Raw genomic sequence first — 22,394 nt, 5'->3', positions numbered from 1 at the left:
TTGAATTCAGAATTATTTAGTTTTTTAAAAAACCCCACAGGTTTTTGAAGCCTGTGAGGTGATTATTAGGGTAGATATTAATTTTGGCCGTAATAGGCATTTTTGCCGTGTTTACGTTCGTAATGTTTTTTGATTAAGGAATCTTTCATCCTAGGTGCTTCCGGATTAATTTGTTTGGTAAGCAATGCCATCTTAGCTACTTCTTCCAAAACTTTACTATTGTACACAGCTTTAGCGGCATTTTTTCCCCAGGTAAAGGGACCGTGATTACCTATTAACACCATAGGCACTTCCTCGTAAGAAAGCTTTTTATCTTTAAAACAATCCAAAATCTGGATACCGGTATTATGTTCGTAATTCCCTTCTATTAGTTCATCACGCATTGGTGGTGCGCAAGGAATATCGGCGGTAAGATGATCGGCGTGAGTAGTTCCAAAAATAGGAATATCTAATTGCGACTGTGCCCAGGCTACAGAATATGTAGCGTGAGTATGGGCGATTCCGCCAATGTTTTCCCAGTTTTTATAAAGAAAAGCGTGGGTTTTGGTATCAGAAGAAGGTCTCATTTCACCTTCAATCACATTATTATCAAAATCCAGAATTACAATGTCTTCCGGTTTTAATTCATCATAAGGAACGCCACTTGGCTTAATTGCAAAAACCTTTTTTTCACGATCTACAGCACTTACATTTCCGAAAGTATAGATTACCAGGTTTAAGGCATCAAGTTCCATATTGGCCTCGTAACATTCCTGTTTTAGTGCTTTATATTTAGAGCTCATTTACGGTAGATTTTCGGTTAATATTATTTTCAACAAAAGCGCCCAATTCTTTATATTCTTCCATTAAACCGGCGTAAGTTTCCAAAGCTTCCGGTCTAGGATGATATTCGGCTTCAAAATCGCTACCCAGTTTTTTACTGGCCTCGATTACATTTGGATAAAGCCCCGCAGCAACAGCTGCGTAAACTGCAGCACCAAGCGCAGGAGCTTCATCTGATGAAGCAACTTTTATAGGCATATTTAAAACGTTAGCAAGGGTTTGCATAATAAAGGGTGATTTCCTTGCTACCCCACCAATACCAATAACGCTATTTATTTTTACTCCTTCTTCTTCAAAACGATCTACAATTTGTTTGGAACCAAAGCAAATGGCATTGATAAGCGCTTTAAAAATATGAGGTGCTTTTGAGCCCAGCGAAAGTTTGGTAATCGCACTTTTTAATTCCTGGTTGGCATCCGGAGTTCTTCGACCGTTTATCCAATCTAAGGCAATAGGAATACTTTCTGAAAGTGGAATTTCTTCGGCTGCTTCAGAAAGTTTTTTAATGAAATCTTTATCTATTTCATCTCTAAGTTTTGCTTTTTGTTCTTCGGAAATAATAGCTGAATTGAAAACCAAATTTTCCAAAGGCCAGTGAAGCACATCTTTAAACCAGGCCAACACATCGCCAAAAGCCGATTGCCCGGCTTCAAGACCAATCATTTTAGGAATTACCGATCCATCTACCTGTCCGCAGATTCCGCGAACGGTTTTATCTCCAACATTTTCCTGTTCAGAAACAATAATATCGCAGGTAGAAGTTCCCATAACGCGAACTAAGGTATGCTTATCTATTTTTGCACCAACCGCCCCTGAATGAGCATCGAAGGTTCCAACCGCGATCACACAATCGGTAGAAAGTGCAAGCTTTTCGGCCCAGGCTGCACTTAGATTTCCGGCAACTTCATCTGAAGTATAAGTTTCGGTGTATAATCTATCCCGTAATTCGCCTAAATAGGGATCCAACTGATTTAAAAAATCTTTAGAGGGAAGTCCGCCCCAGCTTTCGTGCCACATCGCTTTATGACCGGCCGCGCAACGGCTACGTTTAAAAGAAGCTAAATCCTGATTTTCAATAAGCATAAACGTCATTAAATCACAATGCTCCATCCAGGAATATGCGGCGTTTTTCACGGCTTCATCTTCACGAATAACATGCGCAATTTTTGCCCAAAACCATTCAGAAGAATAAATGCCACCTTCGTATTTGGTAAAATCTTCCCCGCCCCAGGTCCTGGCCAATTCGTTGATTTCATTGGCCTCGTTAATGGCGGTGTGGTCTTTCCAAAGAACCATCATCGCGTTTGGATTCTCCTTAAAACCTTCTTCAAAAGCCAGCGGAGTACCTTCTTTTGTAACCGCAATTGGTGAGGAGCCGGTGGTATCAATGCAAATTCCTTTTACTGCAGAACCATCAATATTGGTTTTTGCTAAAACACCTTTTATTGTTTTTTCTAAGCCATCAATATGGTCTGCCGGATGTTGGCGAAACTGGTTGATTGCTGCATTACAATATTTCTTATCACGCCATTGCGGATAATAAAATGTATCGGTGGCCAATTCTTCTCCACTCCCTGTATCTACAAGTACCGCTCGAACAGAGTCTGTTCCATAATCCAGGCCTATAACGTAATTCTTCATTCTTGGTATGCTATTTAAATCTTTTTTATTGCTATTTTTTTAATAATCTTATATCATAAATACTTGCTGTTCTGGACCCCGATTTGGCTTCAAAACGTATGGTGATTTTTTCCTCTTCATTATATTCTAAATTGTTTGGCAGATTATATTCTTTAGAAAAAAATTGGTCGCCTTCTTCGCCATTAAAATTTTCTTCCGCCAGAACTTTATCATTTATATAAATGCTAAATTTTCTATTTGCATCTTTTCCGTAGTAAGTAATTTGAAGTTTTTTGGCATTATTCTCCGTATCTTTTAAATCGTAACTAAACCATCCCGTAGCATCACGCCAATGCCGATCTTGATGGACCCCGGTATTAGAATCTTCACTTTGAATAAAATGATCTGATTCCGGTTGCTGTTCACCGGGAACTACCCTGTCTATAGTATTTGCTTCCAGTGCACGCTCAACGATTTCCTTTTCCTTTAAATCTTTTTGCTTTTTCTGATAACTTTCTTTCGTTTCCAGGGGAAGATAAATGGCATATCTGGACTCGTGAATATTATAAAAAGGAATAAATTCCTGTTCTTTAAACTTTTCTGGATAAATACCATCGGCTACTGAAAAACTTAGATGTTCACCCGGATTCTTTTTGACTTTTCCCACCAGATCTTCTAGATTTTCAGATAAAAATACCGGCATTTGAGAGATTGGAATTTGAGTACCATCTGCAATATGGCCACCCCGACTATCATCAGCAAAAACTCCTTTTTGATCTTGCTCCCCGGTTTTTGTTCCTAAAACAATTGGCCCATACTTTAGCGCGGCATAGTCTGAACCATCGGGAAGTTTTTCAGCAGTAATATGCATAGGTAATTCCACTCTTATTTTTTCTCCGTTTTTCCATGTTCGGTTAATGCTTACATAAGAACCCGGCTCCTGATTTACTGCAAAAGATTCTTCATTTATAAATATTTTAAACTGATCTTTTTTTACCCAGGAAGGATACCTGAGATTCAGGGTGAAATTTTTCTGTTCCTTAGTCTTAATGCTAAGATTCGTGGTTTCTTCTTTAGGAAAATCAGTATGCTGGAGTATTTCTACATCTTTTTCTTTCCATTTTAGGGTTGAAGGAATGAAAAGATTTACATACAATTCGTTTTCAGAATGGGTATAAATAAACTGGTTATACTTTCCGTGATTTTCAATTCCGGAACCTACACAGCACCAAAAACTGGTTTCAGGCTGGGAATAAACACGGTAATGGCCGGGACGCATTGGAGTAAAATATACAAAGCCTCCCTTTTCTGGATGTTGGGAAGAAAGAATATGATTATATAATGCCTCCTCATAATAATCTATATATTTTTCATTTGGGTTAGTGAGGAACAATTTCTCACTCAACCTTAACATATTGTAGGTGTTGCAGGTTTCTGGACCCTGCTCGCTGGAAATCATTTCAGAAAAATCTGTAGTAGGATGAAAATGCTCCCTAACACTATTCCCTCCAATGGCTACCGAGCGTTTATTGACCACGTTATCCCAAAAATAAGTCGCGGCAGTGTGATAATCTTCGTTGTCATCTAAACCAGCAATTGTTTCAAAACCGATTACTTTAGGAATCTGCGTATTGGCGTGCATCCCATTTAGAATATCATTATTCGAGGCTAATGGTTTGAGCAGTTTTTGATGTGAAAATTTATAGGCCAATTCCAGGTATTTTTCTTCACCGGTGATTTTGGCCACATCTGCAAAAACTTCGTTTAAACCACCGTGTTCTGAAACCAATAACTCCTGAATTTGTTCTTCTGAAAGTCCGCTGGTGACCTGCAGCATCCAGTCAGAAAAACTGATCAACATATCTTTGGCCTTAGATTTTCCCGCAATTTGATAAGCATCCCGAAGTCCTGCGTAGGTTTTATGAATGTTATATAAAGGCACCCATTTTCCATTTAAGCTAAAACTTGCTGCATCAATATTACCGTTGGAAATTTCGCGCCAAAGTTCTTTACTTCCGGGAACGCCACCAATATAACCGTTGCCGTTAGCTTGCTGAACTCTTTCTAATTCGTCTAAGCTATAATTCAGCAGAGAATCAGCTTTTTTACTTCCCGCTGAAGCCTGCATTTGCGCCAGGGCGGTAAGATAATGTCCCCCAATATGACCATCTAAACCTGAATTTTCCCAATTGGTATAACTTTCTGCCTTTGGGTCTAAGCCCGCTTCACGTAAAAAAGGTGCTAAAAGTTTATCGGGGTTTAATTCTAAAATATACTCTAGATCAACCAGCATCGCGTTGCGAAAAGGACCTTCTTCTAAGCTGACATCCTGAAGCTTAAAAGTTTCTAATTTGGTTTGCTGGCCAAACATAAATGTTGAGGCCAGGCAAACTAATAAGCTAAAAAGATTTATTTTAAAATCAGCAAAGGAAAATTTCATTTTAAATTATTTAGACGATAATACTACTACAGAAAAAGGTGGCAGGCTAACTTCTAACTTGCCTTTTCTCAGTTTAAAATCTTTAAATTCAGCAATATTTATTTTATTCGGATTATCAAAAGTATTATGATCCTGGATTTTCCCTGATTTCAGGATTTCAGCTTCCATTTTATTTACATCTAAACCGTCCAAATCTATTTCTACTTTATGTTCTGCACTGGCATCAATATTTACCAATGAAATATTGGTATTTCCGGTTTCATCTTTAGAAGCTGAAACAGAAATTGCAGGCAACGATTCTCCATTGTAGGTATATTCAGGAGAATCAAACTCAACGGGTAACAACTGCGCATCGTGGTGTACGGTGTACATTTTAAATACGTGGTAAGTTGGCGTAAGAATCATTTTTTTACCTTCGGTAAGCGCCACTGCCTGTAAAACATTTACGGTTTGCGCCAAATTGGCCATTTTAACCCTATCACTATGATTATTAAAAATGTTTAAGGTTGTACCGGCAATCATAGCGTCTCTCATAGTATTTTGCTGATATAAAAATCCGGGATTAGTACCTTCTTCTACGTCGTACCAGCCGCCCCATTCATCTACTACAAGATCTATTTCATTTTTAGGGTCATGCTTTTCCATGACTTCTATATGCCCTTTAACAAACTCATCCATTTTAAGCGCTTCTTCCATACTTTTAAAATAGATCTCCTCGTCATATCCTGTAGCTGGACCTTTATTTTCCCAATCTATTACAGCATAATGATGAAGACCAACCGCTTCAATTAAAGATTTTGGAACTTCTTTCATCAAAACTTCTGTCCAGTGATAATCGTCTCCGGAAGCTCCGGCGGCAATTCTATAAAGATTGTCTTTATTTTCCCCGGCGGTCATAAATGTTGAATACTGTTTATATATGTTCGCATAATATTCAACGGTCATATTACCACCGCAACCCCACATTTCATTTCCAATACCCCAATATTTTACTTTCCAGGGTTCTTCTCTTCCATTTTCCTTTCTGAGTTTAGCCATAGGACTTCCTTCTGGATGGTTTGTATACTGTACCCAGTCCATAAAATCCTGAACTGTTCCGCTTCCTACGTTGGCAGAAATAAACGGCTCTGCTCCCAGTTCTTCACATAGGTTTAAAAAATTATGGGTACCAAAGCTATTGTCTTCGGTTACCCCTCCCCACCAGGAGTTTACCATAGTAGGTCTGTCTTCCTGGGGGCCAATACCATCTTTCCATTGGTAAGTATCAGCAAAACAACCTCCGGGCCATCTTAGGTTTGGTATTTGTATTTCCTTTAAAGCTTCAATTATATCTATTCTCACCCCATCTTTATTTGGGATAGCACTGGTATCTCCTACGTAAAATCCATCATAAATAGATCTGCCCAGATGTTCAGCAAAATGCCCATAAATATGCTTGCTAATTTTAGGCGCATCTTCTGCCGTTTTGAATGAAATTTTTGTCTCCTGCCCCTGTACATTAAAAACGAAGCCAAGCATAAGAGCAAATAAAATTTTAACTTTCATATTATTATTGATTTACAGTGAATTAAATATCTTTAAACCCCTTAAGTGTTAATTATACATTTCCAAATATAAATAAAAGTAAATCTCAAAAACAATTTTTCTTTAACAAATTTTTAATTTTGTAAGTTCAGAAATTAAATTCAATATTAGCATGGCCGCGTTTCGGTTTTAAATTTCAGGTAAAAAATGGTACAGAAATACCAATTAGAAGACAAAGTTCTTCTGGCAGTAGATTGTATAATATTTGGTTTTGATGAGGAAGATTTAAAAATTCTTCTTATTAAAAGAAATTTTGAACCCGAAAAAGGAAAGTGGTCTTTGATGGGAGGTTTTCTTAAAAGACACGAAAACCTTAATATCGCTGCTAACCGCATTCTTTATCAACTTACCGGAATTGAACAAATTTACATGGAGCAGTTGTATGCTTTTAGTGAAGTAGACCGGGATCCTGCAGAGAGAACAATATCGGTAGCCTATTTTGCCCTTATTAATATTAAAGAGCATGACAAGGCTCTAATTGATAAATATTCGGCTAAATGGTTTAGCGTCACAGAACTTCCAGAGCTTATTTTTGACCATTCTGAAATGATTACCAAAGCAATAAAAAGGTTACGCTACAAAACTTCTAAAAAGCCAATTGGTTTTGAACTTCTACCCGAAAAATTTACGATGCGCCAGCTTCAAAAACTTTATGAATCTATACTTGGAGAAAAGCTGGATAAACGCAATTTTATCAATAAAATCAATGCTTTGGATATTTTAATTAAACTGGAAGAAAAAGATATGAATTCTTCCCGGAAGGGTTCTTTTTTATACCAGTTTGATGCCGAAAAATATCAGCAAAAAGTGGAAGAAGGCTTTTCTTTTAAACTATGATTTAGCAGATACTACCCAATATTTTCTTCTAAATATTTTCAATAAAAAATCCTTTTGAGAGTAGTTTTATCGAACTTAATGAATAATCAACCGTAAAATTGAAATTAAAACTTTTCTCCCAAAAGGATGAAAATAAGTATTTATTGGGGCGTAATTTTTATAAATCTCTAATAGATTGCTAATTTAAGAAAAAAATTATAACTTGTGGTCATACAAACCATAAGTTTTTTATGCTGCGCCAGGTTTAGTTAATAAAATTCAATAATTAATTATTCTAAAAAGTTCTACACCCTAAAAATTACGATGAGGTCTATATGAAAGCACCCAATTTTAAAGTAGCCTGTTTAAATAGATGCTATTTATTATTAACCATCCTTCTATTATCTCCACTCTTCAATTATGGACAGGTAGGAAATCTATTTTCTACAGATGCAGAACTTTCCAGTAGTTTAATTAATCAAATCTTTCAGGATAATAAAGGCTATATCTGGATTGCCACAGAAGATGGTTTAGACAGGTACGATGGGGCAAAATTTTCAATTTATAAACAAGAACGGGAAGATTCTACTTCAATCTTAAATAATTATGTAAAGTCTATATTTCAGGATAGTGAGGGCGTTTTATATTTCGGTTTTTTTAATGGCTTACAATATTTTGACCACGCTACTGAAGAATTCCATGAAATTCCTCTCTTAACGGAAGACAGTTCTGCCTATCCCGCGCACGTTACCACTATGCTTGAAAGAGAAAACGGAGAAATTTTAATAGGAACGTCTGGGCAGGGTATTTTAAAATTAAGCCAGGAGCATGGTAAACCAGTTGCCAGGAAATTTCCAGAGATGGTTCCCACTTCGTTTCTTGAAAAAATTTTTGAAGATAGAAATGAAAATCTATGGGCTATAAGCCAGGATAAAGGGCTATTTAAAATAACGCGCGAAGGTAAAATTACCGAGTATTTTAATGAAAATGATTATGAAACTCAAATTTCCAGTATTACTCAAGATCAAAATGGGAATTTGTACGTGGGGAGTTTGAGTGCGGGCCTGTTTAAATATAATCGTGAAAAAGATAATTTTAAATTTATAGAAGACTCTAAAAACCTACCGGTAAAAACACTTTTTGTAAATAAAGAGAATGAAATTTTTGTGGGTACAGATGGGATGGGTTTAAAGATCTATGATCCTGTAAGAGAAAAAATGAGTGTAAACGATTTTAGCATTGCTAATTTCGATTTTAAGAAAACTAAAATTCACTCTATAATGCAGGATAAAGCCGATAATCTTTGGCTCGGTATTTATCAAAAAGGAGTTTTACTAATCCCAGATAAGGCCAATAATTTTAATTATATAGGCTACCAATCGGTAAAAAACAACATTATAGGTTCCAACAGCGTGGTATCTATATTTAAAGACAGGCAAAATATTTTGTGGGTAGGTACCGATGGGGACGGATTATATGGCATCACCGAAGATAAAAAACAGCGTTTTCATTTAGGTCAAAATGGGATACAGGGATCGGCGAGTATTATGAGCATTTTCCAGGATTCCGAAAATGAATTATGGATTGGCACGTACCTTAACGGCCTCGCAAAAGTAAATAGGGAAGCGCAGGATTTAGAATATATTGAGCCTTTTAAAGACGACAAGAATAATACCGTAGAACGCGTTTATAATATTACTGAAGATAGTAAGAAAAATCTTTGGATTGGCACCCTGGGATACGGGCTTTATTCTTACAATCTTGAAACCAAAGAAAGCGTAAACCGTAATATTATTGAAAATGGAGCCCCTTTTGACCAGTTATACAACAAATGGATTAACTGCTTACTCCTATCTAATACCAATAAGCTTTATATAGGCACTTATGATGGGCTTGCCACCCTGGATTTGGAGAAAAATAGCTACCTGAACCAAAAAGGTGAAAACCATATCTTAACCAATAAAATTGTTTACAGTCTATATGAAGATGAAGAAAATAATTTATGGATAGGAACTTCTGAAGGTTTATTTTACAAACCCCATAACGATACTATTACCCAAAACTACACTATAGAGCACGGGCTTCCCAGTAATGTGATAAGCGCGATAGAGGAAGACAGCAATAATAATTTGTGGATAAGTACAAATAATGGTATTTCAAAATTTGAACTTCAAACCAAAGAGTTTAAAAATTATTATTTCCGGGATGGGCTTCAGGGAAATGAATTCAATAAAAACGCGTCTTATGCTGAAGCTAATGGCCGCCTATATTTTGGAAGCACCAACGGTATCACTTTTTTTGATCCTTCAGAAATAACTTCAAAAGGAAGTGATGTAGATTTAAGAATTACAGGATTTTATCTTCAGGATGAACCGGTAAAAAAAGGGATGAAATCTGGTTCTTATTCCATAATAGAAAAAGCAATTACTGATGCTGATACTATTGAACTGGCACATAACGATAACGATTTTAGCATTGAATTTTCTTCGTTTGCATTCAAAAACCAGCAGTGGATTACTTATTCTTATTCCCTTAATTCAGAAAACTGGATAAAATTAAGGCCAGGGATGAATACCGTAACCTTTAATAATCTCGAACCTGGGACTTATAATTTTAAAGTAAGAGCAAAAGATTATGGAGAATACTCCAACGAGCAGGAACTTAGCATAATTATTCATCCGCCCTGGTATTTTTCCAGCTGGGCCAAATTAGGGTATTTATTACTGCTTATTGTTATTTCTTATGTTATAGTGCAGGAAATATTACAGCGACGTAAAACAAAAAATGAGTTACAGGAACATTTACGCGCAGAACAAATTAATGAAGCTAAGCTGCAATTTTTAACTAATATTTCTCACGATATAAAAACCCCAATTTCCTTAATTATAAATCCGTTAAAAAAACTTATAAAAACAGATCCTGAAGAAGATCGCCAAAAGCTCTATAAAATTATGGAGCGAAATTCTGAACGGATTTTGCATCTTTTAAACCAATTAATTAATGCTCGAAAATTTGACCAGGGAAAAATTGAACTGAAATTTCAAAAAACTGAAATAATAGGTTTTGTAAAATCTATAACTTCACTTTTTGACGACCAGATTGAAAGCCGCAGAATCAAGTTCGAGATTAATAATCCAGATTCAGAAATAACAGCTTATATAGATCCAAATCATTTTGATAAGATAATTCAGAATTTAATTTCCAATGCTATAAAATTCACTCCCCAAAATGGAACTATTGAAGTGAATATAGGCACTAATGAAAATAAGAATCAATTTTACATTATTGTAAAGGATAATGGCGTTGGCATTAAAGAAAGTGAACTAGATAACGTCTTTAACCGTTTCTACCAGGTCTCTAATAAGGAAAGCAGACAGTTTGAAGGTACAGGAATTGGTCTACATTTAACCAAATCTATAGCCGAACTTCACCACGGCACCGTTAAAGTTGAAAATAATAAGAACCAGGATGGTTGTAAGTTTATAATTAGCGCACCGCTTGGAAAAGATCATTTAAAAGATAGTGTGATTGCTGAAGAAACCTCTGCTACTTCCTATCCCAACAAAGAAACTCGTGCCATACATATTATTCCTAATAGAGAGGAAGTAAAAAGTACTTCAGAAAAGAATAAACCTACCGTTTTAATAGTTGATGATGATGATGAAATAAGAAATTATATTGCTATAGAATTACAAAACCATTACAACATTATAAAAAAAGAAAACGGAAAATTAGCTCTTCCCGAGGTGATTAAAAACGCTCCCGATTTAATAATTAGTGATGTAGTAATGCCCGAAATGGACGGTATAACGCTTACGAGAAAAATCAAAAAGAATATTCATACCAATCATATCCCTGTAATTCTTTTAACGGGTAAAACCGATAAGGAAACCAACCTGGAAGGGCTGGAAATAGGTGCAGATGCTTATATCAACAAACCCTTTAATATAGATATCTTAAAAAAGACGGTAAAAAATCTCATTAAAAACAGGAATGTTTTAAAGAACACTTATTCCGGAAACCAATTACACGAAGAGAAAATTAAGCATATAGATCTAAAATCTGGTGATGAAACCCTGGTTGAAAAATTTATGGAAGTTGTAAATAATAATATAAGCAATCCAAATTTAAATGTAGAAATGGTTGCTTCAGAATTAGGTATAAGTCGGGTTCATCTTTATCGTAAATTAAAACAGCTCACCAACCAATCAGCTGGAGAATTAATCACGAATATCAGGCTGAAAGAAGCTGCCAATTTACTGATTTCCAAAAATATTAATATAGCTGAAGTAGCCTACGCAGTTGGTTTTTCCAGCACGTCAAAATTTTCAACCAGGTTTAAAGACCTGTATGGAATGCCTCCAACAAATTACCGGCAAAAACAAAAACATGCTTAATTAATTATAAAAAAGAGTCAATAATTTAATCCTCAGCTTGAAATAATAACGGAGCGAGCTGGTGTAAGCTACGACGCCAGGTATGGAATTCGTGCGCAGTTCCATCAGAAATGTATGAAACCGCATTAAAACCTTCCTTTTGCAATTCAGAAACTGCACTTTTCACGGCATCAGGTCTTTCTTTACTTCCGGTACTAATAAAAATTAATTCAGGTTTGGTTCTATCCTGGAGTTCCTTCGGTTCATAAATACCTCCACTAAACAGCGCGTAGTGAGAAAACACATCAGGCTTGTTTAGGGTTATAAGTTTTGTTTCAAAAGCTCCCATAGAAAGGCCAGCCATTGCACGGTTTTCTTTATTGGCTTTTGTTCTGTAATGAGTATCTATATAAGGAATTAATTCGTCTACCAACACCGTTTGAAAAGGCTTGATATCGAAGTCTTTTAAACCTCCAAATTCTATTTCGTTGGTCATGCCATAAGTCATCACTAGGATAAAAGGTTTTGTTTTTCCTTCTGCCAGCAGGTTATCCATAATAAGGTTGGCGCGACCCTGATTGGGCCAGGAAGTTTCATTTTCACCATATCCATGTTGTAAATATAAAACCGGATAGTTTTTCTGTGGTTCCAAATCATACTCGGGTGGTGTATAAACAAAAGCTCGCCGCGAAGTCTCTGTACTTTTTGACGGAAAAAGGATTTGTTCAACCTTACCGTGCGGAACATTTTTTAAAGCAAAGAATTCCTGATCCTGAGCAGGGACTTCAATACCACTTCCCCAGCGATTCGCTCCGAAAAAAAATAAACTCCCCGGATCTGGCACAGAAGCACCATCTATGTTTAATTGATAATAATGAAAACCTTCATCCTGCGGCGCCGATTCACCTGTCCACACTCCTTCTGCATCCTTCTCCATATCGTATTTCACACCGCCAATATCCAGTTGAACCTTTTGGGCTTCAGGAGCAGATATTTGTGTACGAACCTGTCCTTTCTCGTTAACCATAGGATATTCACTACCCGGCTGATTTACCGGGGAGGGTTTAAACTCTTCCTCATTGTTCCTCTCCTGACTCTGTGCAATTCCGGGGTGGAACAAAAAGCCTAAGCTCAGAAAGAGTATTAATTTATAGTGTTTCATAATAAAATTTTAAATGTTAAATATTAGATTAGCCTATCCAGAAAAATCTTCTTACTTAAACAAGAGCGGCGCAAAAGAAAACAGGTTGTGGCGCCACACAGGCCAGGTATGCCCTCCGGGATATTCACTATAATCGTACTTTATTCCCATCTCATCAAATTTGGCCATCATCGCTTTATTATTGTTATAAGCTATATCTTCTTCACCACCCATAGAAATCCAGAAAGACTCCAGGTTGTTATTAATTGTAGCGGCTTTTTCTTGCATAAAAGCATATTCCGGCCTGGTAAGTTCTGGATTGTCTGTAAACCAGCCGGAGCTAAAAACTCCTAAATGAGAAAAAAGATCGGTATTTCGAATACCGGCGTATAAAGTTTGAAGTCCACCCATGGAAAGTCCGGCCAGGGCTCTGTTTTCTGCACCCGCTGCCACACGATAATTATTTTCTACAAACGGAATTACAGCCTGCTTCAGTTCCTTCTCAAAAGTTTGAAGTGATTGCTGAAAAGAATTACGGGAACCCAAATTTCCATCCATCATTACCACCAGCATAGGTTCAGCTTTGTTTTCGGCAATAAGGTTATCCAGAATTAGATCGGCACGTCCCTGGGTAGACCAGCCGCGTTCATCCTCTCCTCCACCGTGCAATAAATATAACACCGCGTAATCTTCATCTGAAGCGTCGTAACCCGGAGGAGCGTAAATATACATTCTGCGCCAGCTATTAGTTACTTCTGAAAAATAACGCCTTATCCTCACATCCCCGTGCGGTACATCCTTTAGGGCATAAAATTCTCCCTCCCGGGATGGAATTTCAATTCCGCTTGCCATTCTACCCATTCCATAAAAGGTTTCGCTGGCAGGATCGGCTACTGCTACATCGTCTATAACCAAAGAATAATAATGAAATCCCTGGCCTATAGAATCTGTAGTAACCGTCCAGGTTCCGCTGGAATCCTTTTTCATATCGTATTTTTTCCCGAGATCTATCTGCATCTTCTTTGCTTCCGGAGCATTTATACGGAAGCTTACGCGATTGTCCGGCAAAATTTGCGGATAATCAGCAGAACGAATATTTGTTGAAGCCGGGGTTCCTAAAACAGTATATTCTGAAAAAGATGATTCATCTACCGGTTTAAATAAAAACTGGCTAAACATATAAAGTCCGTTCTTCCAGACTTTAAAATCATGCCCCCCGGGCTCCAGGTAGTAAATATGCGGCACTCCTTTCTGAAAGAGATAATTATGAGTACGCTGACTTACATTAATAAGATCATCCTTATCCCCACAAGAAATAAAAAGTAGCTCAAGTTTTTCTTTGGCTTTCTGAGGATTTGGTAGCAGTACTTCAGGTTCTTTGGTGTTGGGTGCAGCTGAAAAAGCTCCCACCCAGGCAAATTTATCGAGATTGCCAAGACCAAAATTCAGGGATTGACCACCGCCCATAGAAAGTCCCGCAATAGCGCGATTTTCACGATCTGTCAGCACCGAATAATTCTTTTCAATAAAAGGAATCAGGTCATTTAATAAATCACTTTCAAATCGGCTAAAAGCTTCAATTTTATCCGGCGCAAAGATATTCCCTTCGGCACGGTCGTTTTTCATTGCCCTTCCGTTAGGCATTACCACTAGCATAGGTTCAAGCCTGTTTTCACCATAAAGATTATCAAGAATTACCTGCGGATTAGCTCCTTTCAGCCATTCTTTTTCATCTCCACCAATACCGTGAAGCAAGTATAACACAGGATACTTCTTTTCTTTTGAAAAACCGGGTGGAGTATAAATTAATGCTTTTCGCGTATTTCCAACCGTTTTGGAAGCATAACTAATTGTGTCAATTTTCCCGGTGGCAATGCCTGTGCGTTCCTCATCAAAACCCTGAGGCATTTCTTTGGAAATCTCCTGGGCCGATGAAGAAAATCCTAACATCAGGAGAAAAATTAATAGCGTACTGAATTTTTTCATAGTACAAATAGTTTAAATTATTATCAATTACTTCAAAAGCGGAAGCATTTTTTCGGCATAACGCTCCCCCAATTCCCTATATCCTGCTGCTGAAAAATGTAACCCGTCATCCACAGCTTCACATCCTTCTGAAGAAACGATGTGCGCGTTGGGAATTTTCTGTGGAAGCTTTGCGAGTATCTTATTCATACTGGCACATTTGCCGCCCTGTTCTTCTGAAACCATCTCGCCGGCTATTAGCGGAACTTCTTTAGCATTTAAATTCAGGTCTTTCAATAAATTCTCATAAACAACCTTTACTTTTTCGGGCCACTGTTCATCCCCCGTATTAGATTCTCCCTGGTGTAAAAGTATTCCTTTAATCACCCCCTTTTCCTGGGCTTTTTTTCCGAGATCTACTAAATGTCCATAAGGATTCCCGTTGTATTTGTTAATAGCCGGTAGCATCCAATGGGGAGCGTTGGCAACATATTCTTTATGATTCTCTTTATCGAAAAGTTCAATTTTACATCCTCCAACAGCAACATTAATCACTCCCACTTTTATATTTTCAGGTAGATTTTGAATCATAGTTCTTCCAAAATAATCGGTTGGGGTTAAACCGGTATCGCACCTTGACAAAGGCGGAACCGCGGTATACCATTTTCCTGCTTCACGTCCCAGTTCCGGGCAATCTACACTTTGCAGCACCTGGAATCTTTCATTTCCTATTGTATCCTGAGATTCAAATTTGGCGTGCCCTTCCATATTGGACTGACCAAAACTTAAATAAACGTGGAAATTGGAATCCTGTGCAAAACCAACCGGCCCAATTAGTAAGATTGCTATTAGAAAATATATTGCTTTCATATTTTAGTTTATTAATCAGATTAGTTTGCTTGTGGGGTAATAATCTGGTAATTACCACTTAATTGCATAAGGCTAAACAGGTAGAGCAGCCCATCAAAATAAGGATCAAAATAGCCATCTTCGTAAGGTTCTAATTTTGCGTCCCAAATTTCATCTACAAACTTCCAGCCTTTGGGATGGGTCGTCACTAGAGAAGCCGTAGCAGCAGTAGAAACAAGACCAAGAGAATGCCTTAACTTCTGAAAACCTCCCGCAGGAAGTATCCAATCTGGAGTTGAGCCATCTATGTTATATTGATCTACATAAGTTTCCAGTCCCTCACAGTACAGAAAGTTCTGGAAACGGTGCGCATATTGTTGTTGCCATTTCCTGTCTTTAGCAAACCAGCTATAATCCATGGCAATATTAAAAGGCACCCGCCAGGAATCATATCTAAATGCATCCCCCATCTTACCGCGGCTATGGGGTTCTCCGCTAAATTCAGCATAATCTGGAGTTAAACCGGTTTCAGGATGAGTGGCGCGATGAAGAAAAACCCTTGCTGTATCGGCAGTTGCTCTGTAAAAATCCTCACGACCATCATTGCCATATTCTGCCCAAATCTCAAAGAAAGCCGGCACATGATAAGAAGGGTCTGTCCAGTCATATCCGCCATCGTGGGGTACAAAAGTTATTTGTTTATGTTCCTCATTTAGTACATTCCTAACACCATTAGTACCATCTTTACTCCACATAGCATCCAGAATTCTCCTGGCTTCGGCGTAATAATCTATCCCGGTGTCATTTCCCCAAAGATTAGAAGCGAAAAGCAGTGCAGTTACAAAGAATAATTCCCCATCTGAAGCCGATCCTTCGGCATTCTTTTTTCCCGTTTTTGGATCTACACTCCAGGCGAAATAAGCTTCACTGGGCCCTTCCTGGTGCTGCATATATTTCACCGTCCAGCGCCACAATTTGTCAAAAACTTCTTTTTTATCAAACTGAACCGCCACCATTAATCCGTAAGAAAGTCCTTCGGTACGGGCATCTTTATTTTTAAGGTCAGATACGTATGCTAAAGAATCCTCTACTTCAAAATACACCCTATTTGGGCCTTCAAAAACATCGTAATAAGCTTTTTCCAGTTTTGCATCAATAGCTGCTTGAGAATAACCGGCTTCTAAAAATAGATTTCTATATTCCCCAGTTTCCCAGGCTCCCTTAGTCCAGGGTTCCATTTTTCCACGAGGATCTTCTACTTCTTCATCACAATTTTGTGCAATTATATCTGCGGTAAAAAACAGCAGACAGAAAATGCACAATACAGGTATATAAAACTTTTTCATCATTTTTTCTCGTGTTTAAAATTTGAATTATGAAATCCCCTATTCCTCAGGAACCACATCGTTTGCCGAGGTTGCATATAAACCTATAAGAGTCCCGGTAAAACCACCGGCCACGTTGGTGGATAAAATATCGCCAGAAACAGTACCTCCTAAATTCTTAAAATTGTCCCCGTTAATAGCATAGCTGAATTTATAGTCATCCCCATCTGCTTCTACTCTTAGTTGTAGCGCTCCTTTGAATTCTATTTCTTTAGTGGCTAAAATTTTAGAGGAACCTTTTTCTGTTCTTTCTAACACTAAATAATCTTTATTATCCTTTTTAGTTAAACCGAATACATAATTGAACCTTTCACTTTGTAAAGCTGTAATTCCGGCTAAATCTTTTTCAGACTTAGGTTTATAATTCATGGTAGTTGTAAAGGAAAAATCTTTGTGCTGCTGACGGTGAAAAAGCGTAGAAGTAGGTTTTACTTCCTTAATATTTACATCAAAGGGATTTATTTTCACTCCATTTTTAGTTATTTCCATAAAATCTTCACGCGGACCTCTTAAACCTATCCAACGATAATCGAGTTTTTCTGAAGTAAAATCTTCGGTATAGGTAAAGTTACCATTAGGGAAATAATCTCCCTCGCCGGTCTTATTTTCTACACCTTCAGGCATTTCAAGTTTTGGCTCCATGGGAACCAAACCGTTTTCAAAAACCGGAAATTCCCCAGACCAATCTACGGGTAGAATAAAAGTTTCCCTCCCGGTATTTACCCTGTCTTTTTCATTGGGGCGTATTCCTAAAAACACCCCGTAATATTTATCATCTGGACCAACTACCAAATCGGCGTGTCCTACCCAGTCTACTTTATTCTCCCTGTCTTTTGGAAAATGACGCTGCGTTAAGATAGGATTGCTGGGTGCAGGCTCGTAAGGCCCCATTGGCTTATCGCTTACAAAAATTACTTCGCTATGCCAACCACCGGTACCACCTTCAGCACACATTAAATAATACCGACCGTCTTTTTTATAAATATGCGGTGCTTCAATCCAGATTGGCTTTTTAGAAAGGTCTACCCCACCATTCACAATAATTTTATTGGTGCCTTTTATTACCTGGTCTTTTTCTACATCGTATTCCCAGATTTTAATCACGCGATGGCCCTGGTATAATTCTTCGCCCTCATCTGGCGCATCGTTATGAGTTACATAAGCCTTCCCGTCGTCATCAAAAAAGATTGCAGGATCTATTCCCGCAAAATCTAATTTAATAGGATCACTCCATCCCTCTTTAGGATCCTGGGTTTTTACAACTATATTACCAAAACCGCCGGCAAATTGTGTGGTGATCATATAGAACGTATCGTTATTGGGATTGTAGCGAATATCTGGCGCAAAAATTCCCAGACTAATTTCGGTATCCTGCACTTTAAGTTGAGATTTGCGATCTAATACGTGACCAATTTGGGTCCAGTTTACCAAATCATTGGAATGAAAAATTGGCACCCCCGGAAACATCGCGAACGATGAAGAGACTAAATAATAATCGTCACCTTTGCGGGCAATAGCCGGATCTGGATACATTCCCTGTAAAATTGGATTGTAGAACTCATTAGAATCCAAAGGATTTTCATTATAGATATCGTCATCACCTTCGTATACCACGCTGGAAAATACCGGAATATTTTTTTGGGCATTACAACCGGTAAAAACAAATAAAGCCAAAAAGGCGGTGATTAAAACAACTTGATTTTTTTTCATTATTTACTTTTTAATTAATTCTTATCGTTTTTCTATTAAATCTTATTTTGAAAACATCCAGTAATCGAAATACAGAATTTCACTAGCTGCTCTGCCTTTAAATACAAAATATACATCGTGCACACCGGTAACTTTTTCTACTTCTGTGGTTACCAATTCCCACCTATCGCCACCACCGGTTAACGGAACTTCTATGGTGCCTATTAATTTTCCATCAACCGCATCAAGCCTTATTTCCATACTTACGTTTCCATTGTGCGTGGTTCCCACTCTGGCAGTAAAATTTGAAACACCATGCGCTCTAAAATCTACTTCGCGAACCTTTGAAAAGGAATTATTACGCTTGGCTACTATAAAATTTCCAACCTCCTCATTTTCTCTGGATTTTAATCCTTCTGACCAGGCAATAGTTTCGGCTTCATTTTTAACATACGGGTTTAAAGTTTGTAAAGCTTCCTCAATTCCATCGGTCATTTTCATTTGCTTTACTGAACCGTCTTCGTTAAACTCCATTTCTTCTACGGCTACAGATCTTGTAAATCCGCTTCCACCGGGGAGCGCGGCATTGTGATAAAAGAAATACGTATTTCCTTTAAAATCTATAGTTGCGGGATGGTTGGTAAAAGCACCACCTTCCTGTGGCATTACCACACCCTGGTATTTATAAGGCCCGGTTATATTTTTACTTGTAGAATATCCAATATGCTCCGGTAGTGGCCCGGCCGCGAAAAACATATAATAAGTGGCATCTTTTTTATAAAGCCAGGGACCTTCTTCATAGGTTGTTGGCCTCCTGGTATTTTCTTCGCCTTCTCGTTTTCCAAATGCTTCAGTAGTATTGGGAATTTGGGTTATTTCACCTTCATAACTAATCATATCCTCATTTAACTTTACATAATACGGCACCGGATTTCCCCAAAATAAATATGCCTGCCCATCGTCATCAATAAAAACTGAAGGATCTATATCATCCTGGCTGTTACTTATTAAAGGTTTTCCCAGCGGATCAATAAAAGGGCCGTATGGACTATCGGCTACGGCAACGCCAATTCCATTTTTTCCTTCCCTGCTTGTTATTGGCACGTACATATAGAATTTACCGTCCCTTTCTGTAGCCTGTGGGGCCCAGGCATTTCTCCCTGCCCATTCAAAATCGTCATAAGCTAATATTGCGCCGTGGTCTGTCCAGTTAACCATGTCTTCGGTGGTATATAAACGCCAGTCGTTCATCGTGAACCAGGTAGACTCATCTTCGTCGTGAGAAGTATATAAATACACTTTATCATTATAAACCATCGGGGCAGGATCTGCCGTGAAATTGGTTTGAACAATTGGGTTTTGAGAAATACCTGCCTTAAAAGTTAGCATAAGGCCAAGGCATAATAAAGTTCTTGTAATATTCATAAATTGATTTTTATTCATTCCATGATATTCATCAATAGTCTGAAATACTATTGATTTTAATTGAATAATAACTGGGCATATTGATATAAAGATCTTCGCCAGGTTAACCATTCATGAGCAGTATCAGGGGAAGAGTAAAAAGTATAATCTATATCCTGTTTTTCCAGCATATCCCTGAATGCATTTACGGTTTTAAAGAAAATCTCAGCCTCTTTAGTTCCCAAGCTTAAAAAGATCATATTCAGTTTTTCTTCAACATCTTCAGCATTACTAAAAGCACCATTTAGAAAAGTATCGGCATCCAGTTTTTTATTACCGGGAAAATTAGCAGTACCACTAAAACCTCCGTAGTAGGAGAAATGTTCCAGGTTATTCATAATAATACTCATGGTTTGACTGGCTCCCATTGAAAGCCCTGCAATGGCACGGTTTTCCCTATTCGGAATAGTGCGAAATTTGTTATCGATTTTGGGAATAACCTCGTTTATAAGCACTTCTTCAAAAGAAGACATTGGCCTATTCTCTCCTGCTTTTTCAAGATCTTCAGGTTTGTATGCATAGCCGTTATCCATTACAATAATCATAGGTTCTGCATCACCTGAAGCAATTAAATTATCCAGAATCAAATTGGCGTGACCCTGCGAGGACCAGCCGGTTTCATCTTCATAACTCCCATGCTGAAGGTAAAGCACCGGATATCTCTGTTCAAGATTTTCAAAATATCCCGGCGGGGTATACACGAAATTACGCCTCCACTGCTGGGTTATTTCTGAAAAGTATAAGTTTTCAGAAACATTTCCGTGAGGCACATCTTTTAGGGCATAAAACTCTTTATCGGTTGCTGGAATTTCGATTCCGCTGCCCCAGCGGCCAGCACCATAATAATATTTTGAACCGGGATCTGGAACTGAAGCGCCACCAATATTAAGTTGATAATAATGAAAGCCTTCATCCTGCGGGGCAGATTCCCCCAGCCATACACCTTCTTTATTTTTTTCGAGATCATACTTTACCCCGCCAATATCCAGTCGAACCTTATTTGCTTCGGGCGCTTCAATTTGAACCCGTACTCTTCCTTCTGAATTTACCTTCGGAAATTCTTTTCCGGGTTGATTTACTGAAGAAGGTTTAAAATCTTCAACAATCTTTTCCTGTTCCCTTTGAGCAAAGGAAAATGAGACTGAAAAAATTAATAATAACAGGAATGGATGTTTCATAATTTAAGATTTAGAATGGTGCTTAATATTTTTTAGAAGGAATTTATTCTCCACTCTTTCAGTTCGTAAAACCTATTCTACGGCTTCTACCCCTTCTTCTGTTTGTTCCACTTTCTTAATGGTACCATCTTCATTGTAGTACATATAATCTACCGTAATTGAACGTCTATAACTTCCTCCGGTTGGTAATACGCCATTATGGTAGAAGAAATAATCTTTTCCTTTGTACTCGATAATACCGGGATGAATGGTAAAACTATTGGGAGCGCTGTCTGCGAGTATTCCACGGTATTCCCAGGGTCCTTCTGGACTATCAGAGGTAGCATATTCAACTCTTTCGCGTTCTTCTCCTTTGCTGGCATATACTAAATAATACAGGCCTTTTCTTTTGTAAACCCAGGGACCTTCTATAAAATTCTTTGGGTTATAATATTGGATCTCCCCATCTAATTCAATCATATTATCTTTCAATTTTACCATTTTGAGACTACCATTGCCCCAATACATATAGGCCTGGCCATCATCGTCTACAAAAACTGAAGGATCTATATCATCCCAACCGTGTGGATTATCGGTGGTCATTTCATTATAAATTAAGGCTTCCCCTTTAGCATCCTTAAATGGGCCCAATGGGGAATCGGCAACTGCTACTCCTATTGCCGCACCCCCATTACTCCTGTCATCATCTTTATGAAATGTAGAGACATAGAAATAAAATTTACCGTCTCTTTCTGCAACCTCAGCAGCATAGGCATCCCCGGTTGCCCAGGAGAAATCTTTTGGCGAGAGTTTTGGTCCGTGATTTTTCCAATTTTTCATATCAGTCGAAGAAAAAACCAGCCAATCTTTCATTTCATAGTTGGTGGAAGATACTGAAGCCGTATCGTGACTGGTATATAAATAAACCGTATCGTCATAAACCAGCGGTGCGGGGTCTGCCGTAAAAACATCTGTAATAATGGGATTTTGAGCTTTTGTAAGCTGTGGTGCAAGCATTACCCCTAATCCTACCAATGCGAGCATTTTAATTTTTAGTTTCATAATTTTATTATTTATCGGTTAAAG

14 protein-coding genes are annotated in these 22,394 nt (G+C 37.9%); 2 read left to right on the top strand and 12 right to left on the bottom strand.

Translation table 11 applies throughout. The features are described 5' to 3' along the window. Positions 1 to 77: 77 nt before the first annotated feature. Genes J0871_RS06760 through J0871_RS06745 form a run of 4 tightly spaced genes read right to left on the bottom strand, consistent with a single transcriptional unit; the run spans position 78 to position 6,427 of the window. On the bottom strand, positions 78 to 782 hold the full coding sequence (locus J0871_RS06760) for an L-ribulose-5-phosphate 4-epimerase (protein ID WP_208224380.1): 705 nt from the start codon (positions 780 to 782) through the stop codon (positions 78 to 80). After that, on the bottom strand, positions 772 to 2,463 hold the full coding sequence (locus J0871_RS06755) for a ribulokinase (RefSeq protein ID WP_208224378.1): 1,692 nt from the start codon (positions 2,461 to 2,463) through the stop codon (positions 772 to 774). The genes J0871_RS06760 and J0871_RS06755 overlap by 11 nt, the downstream gene beginning before the upstream one ends. A 31-nt stretch (positions 2,464 to 2,494) precedes the next feature. Continuing rightward, positions 2,495 to 4,882 carry a glycoside hydrolase family 127 protein gene (locus J0871_RS06750; RefSeq protein WP_208224376.1) on the bottom strand — a complete coding sequence of 796 codons (2,388 nt, stop codon included), beginning with the start codon at positions 4,880 to 4,882 and terminating at the stop codon, positions 2,495 to 2,497. Positions 4,883 to 4,888: 6 nt separating this feature from the next. After that, positions 4,889 to 6,427 (bottom strand): alpha-L-arabinofuranosidase C-terminal domain-containing protein, encoded by a 1,539-nt coding sequence (locus tag J0871_RS06745; RefSeq protein WP_208224374.1) that lies wholly within the window; start codon positions 6,425 to 6,427, stop codon positions 4,889 to 4,891. A 186-nt stretch (positions 6,428 to 6,613) separates the two neighbouring features. On the opposite strand from J0871_RS06745, the gene J0871_RS06740 reads away from it, so the two are divergent. Then, complete coding sequence (locus J0871_RS06740) at positions 6,614 to 7,303, top strand: NUDIX domain-containing protein (RefSeq protein ID WP_075325809.1); 690 nt, start codon at positions 6,614 to 6,616, stop codon at positions 7,301 to 7,303. Between the two features lie 314 nt (positions 7,304 to 7,617). After that, positions 7,618 to 11,679 (top strand): hybrid sensor histidine kinase/response regulator transcription factor, encoded by a 4,062-nt coding sequence (locus J0871_RS06735; protein WP_208224372.1) that lies wholly within the window; start codon positions 7,618 to 7,620, stop codon positions 11,677 to 11,679. A 25-nt stretch (positions 11,680 to 11,704) separates the two neighbouring features. On the opposite strand, the gene J0871_RS06730 is transcribed toward J0871_RS06735, so the two are convergent. The 8 genes from J0871_RS06730 to J0871_RS06695 form a co-directional block, all read right to left on the bottom strand. Next, positions 11,705 to 12,820, bottom strand: coding sequence for an alpha/beta hydrolase-fold protein (locus J0871_RS06730; RefSeq protein WP_208224370.1), 1,116 nt, complete (start codon positions 12,818 to 12,820; stop codon positions 11,705 to 11,707). Positions 12,821 to 12,871: 51 nt separating this feature from the next. After that, entirely contained in the window at positions 12,872 to 14,785 is a 1,914-nt protein-coding gene (locus tag J0871_RS06725) for an alpha/beta hydrolase-fold protein (protein ID WP_208224368.1), read from the bottom strand. 27 nt (positions 14,786 to 14,812) lie between these two features. Next, the gene (locus J0871_RS06720) at positions 14,813 to 15,634 is read right to left on the bottom strand and encodes a sialate O-acetylesterase (protein WP_208224366.1); all 822 of its coding nucleotides are present in this window, start codon (positions 15,632 to 15,634) and stop codon (positions 14,813 to 14,815) included. 20 nt (positions 15,635 to 15,654) lie between these two features. After that, a complete protein-coding gene (locus tag J0871_RS06715; protein ID WP_243870419.1) occupies positions 15,655 to 16,962 on the bottom strand; it encodes a glycosyl hydrolase family 8 in 1,308 nt (435 codons plus the stop codon). Positions 16,963 to 16,998: 36 nt separating this feature from the next. Continuing rightward, positions 16,999 to 18,708 (bottom strand): glycoside hydrolase family 43 protein, encoded by a 1,710-nt coding sequence (locus J0871_RS06710; RefSeq protein ID WP_208224364.1) that lies wholly within the window; start codon positions 18,706 to 18,708, stop codon positions 16,999 to 17,001. A gap of 42 nt (positions 18,709 to 18,750) precedes the next feature. Then, entirely contained in the window at positions 18,751 to 20,112 is a 1,362-nt protein-coding gene (locus J0871_RS06705) for a glycoside hydrolase family 43 protein (protein WP_243870418.1), read from the bottom strand. 56 nt (positions 20,113 to 20,168) lie between these two features. Continuing rightward, complete coding sequence (locus J0871_RS06700) at positions 20,169 to 21,329, bottom strand: alpha/beta hydrolase-fold protein (RefSeq protein WP_208224362.1); 1,161 nt, start codon at positions 21,327 to 21,329, stop codon at positions 20,169 to 20,171. A gap of 72 nt (positions 21,330 to 21,401) precedes the next feature. Beyond that, positions 21,402 to 22,370, bottom strand: coding sequence for a glycoside hydrolase family 43 protein (locus J0871_RS06695; protein ID WP_208224361.1), 969 nt, complete (start codon positions 22,368 to 22,370; stop codon positions 21,402 to 21,404). Between the last annotated feature and the right edge of the window lie 24 nt (positions 22,371 to 22,394).

This window comes from Salegentibacter sp. BDJ18, from assembly GCF_017579965.1.
Classification (GTDB): domain Bacteria; phylum Bacteroidota; class Bacteroidia; order Flavobacteriales; family Flavobacteriaceae; genus Salegentibacter.
The sequence above is the reverse complement of the archived record's forward strand: the minus strand, read 5'-3'. Positions and strand labels throughout refer to the sequence as shown.

Coding starts and splice junctions, on each gene's coding strand:
- J0871_RS06760 (WP_208224380.1), bottom strand. CDS start 782: ATGAGCTCTAAATATAAAGCACTAAAACAGGAATGTTACGAGGCCAAT.
- J0871_RS06755 (WP_208224378.1), bottom strand. CDS start 2,463: ATGAAGAATTACGTTATAGGCCTGGATTATGGAACAGACTCTGTTCGA.
- J0871_RS06750 (WP_208224376.1), bottom strand. CDS start 4,882: ATGAAATTTTCCTTTGCTGATTTTAAAATAAATCTTTTTAGCTTATTA.
- J0871_RS06745 (WP_208224374.1), bottom strand. CDS start 6,427: ATGAAAGTTAAAATTTTATTTGCTCTTATGCTTGGCTTCGTTTTTAAT.
- J0871_RS06740 (WP_075325809.1), top strand. CDS start 6,614: ATGGTACAGAAATACCAATTAGAAGACAAAGTTCTTCTGGCAGTAGAT.
- J0871_RS06735 (WP_208224372.1), top strand. CDS start 7,618: ATGAAAGCACCCAATTTTAAAGTAGCCTGTTTAAATAGATGCTATTTA.
- J0871_RS06730 (WP_208224370.1), bottom strand. CDS start 12,820: ATGAAACACTATAAATTAATACTCTTTCTGAGCTTAGGCTTTTTGTTC.
- J0871_RS06725 (WP_208224368.1), bottom strand. CDS start 14,785: ATGAAAAAATTCAGTACGCTATTAATTTTTCTCCTGATGTTAGGATTT.
- J0871_RS06720 (WP_208224366.1), bottom strand. CDS start 15,634: ATGAAAGCAATATATTTTCTAATAGCAATCTTACTAATTGGGCCGGTT.
- J0871_RS06715 (WP_243870419.1), bottom strand. CDS start 16,962: ATGATGAAAAAGTTTTATATACCTGTATTGTGCATTTTCTGTCTGCTG.
- J0871_RS06710 (WP_208224364.1), bottom strand. CDS start 18,708: ATGAAAAAAAATCAAGTTGTTTTAATCACCGCCTTTTTGGCTTTATTT.
- J0871_RS06705 (WP_243870418.1), bottom strand. CDS start 20,112: ATGAATATTACAAGAACTTTATTATGCCTTGGCCTTATGCTAACTTTT.
- J0871_RS06700 (WP_208224362.1), bottom strand. CDS start 21,329: ATGAAACATCCATTCCTGTTATTATTAATTTTTTCAGTCTCATTTTCC.
- J0871_RS06695 (WP_208224361.1), bottom strand. CDS start 22,370: ATGAAACTAAAAATTAAAATGCTCGCATTGGTAGGATTAGGGGTAATG.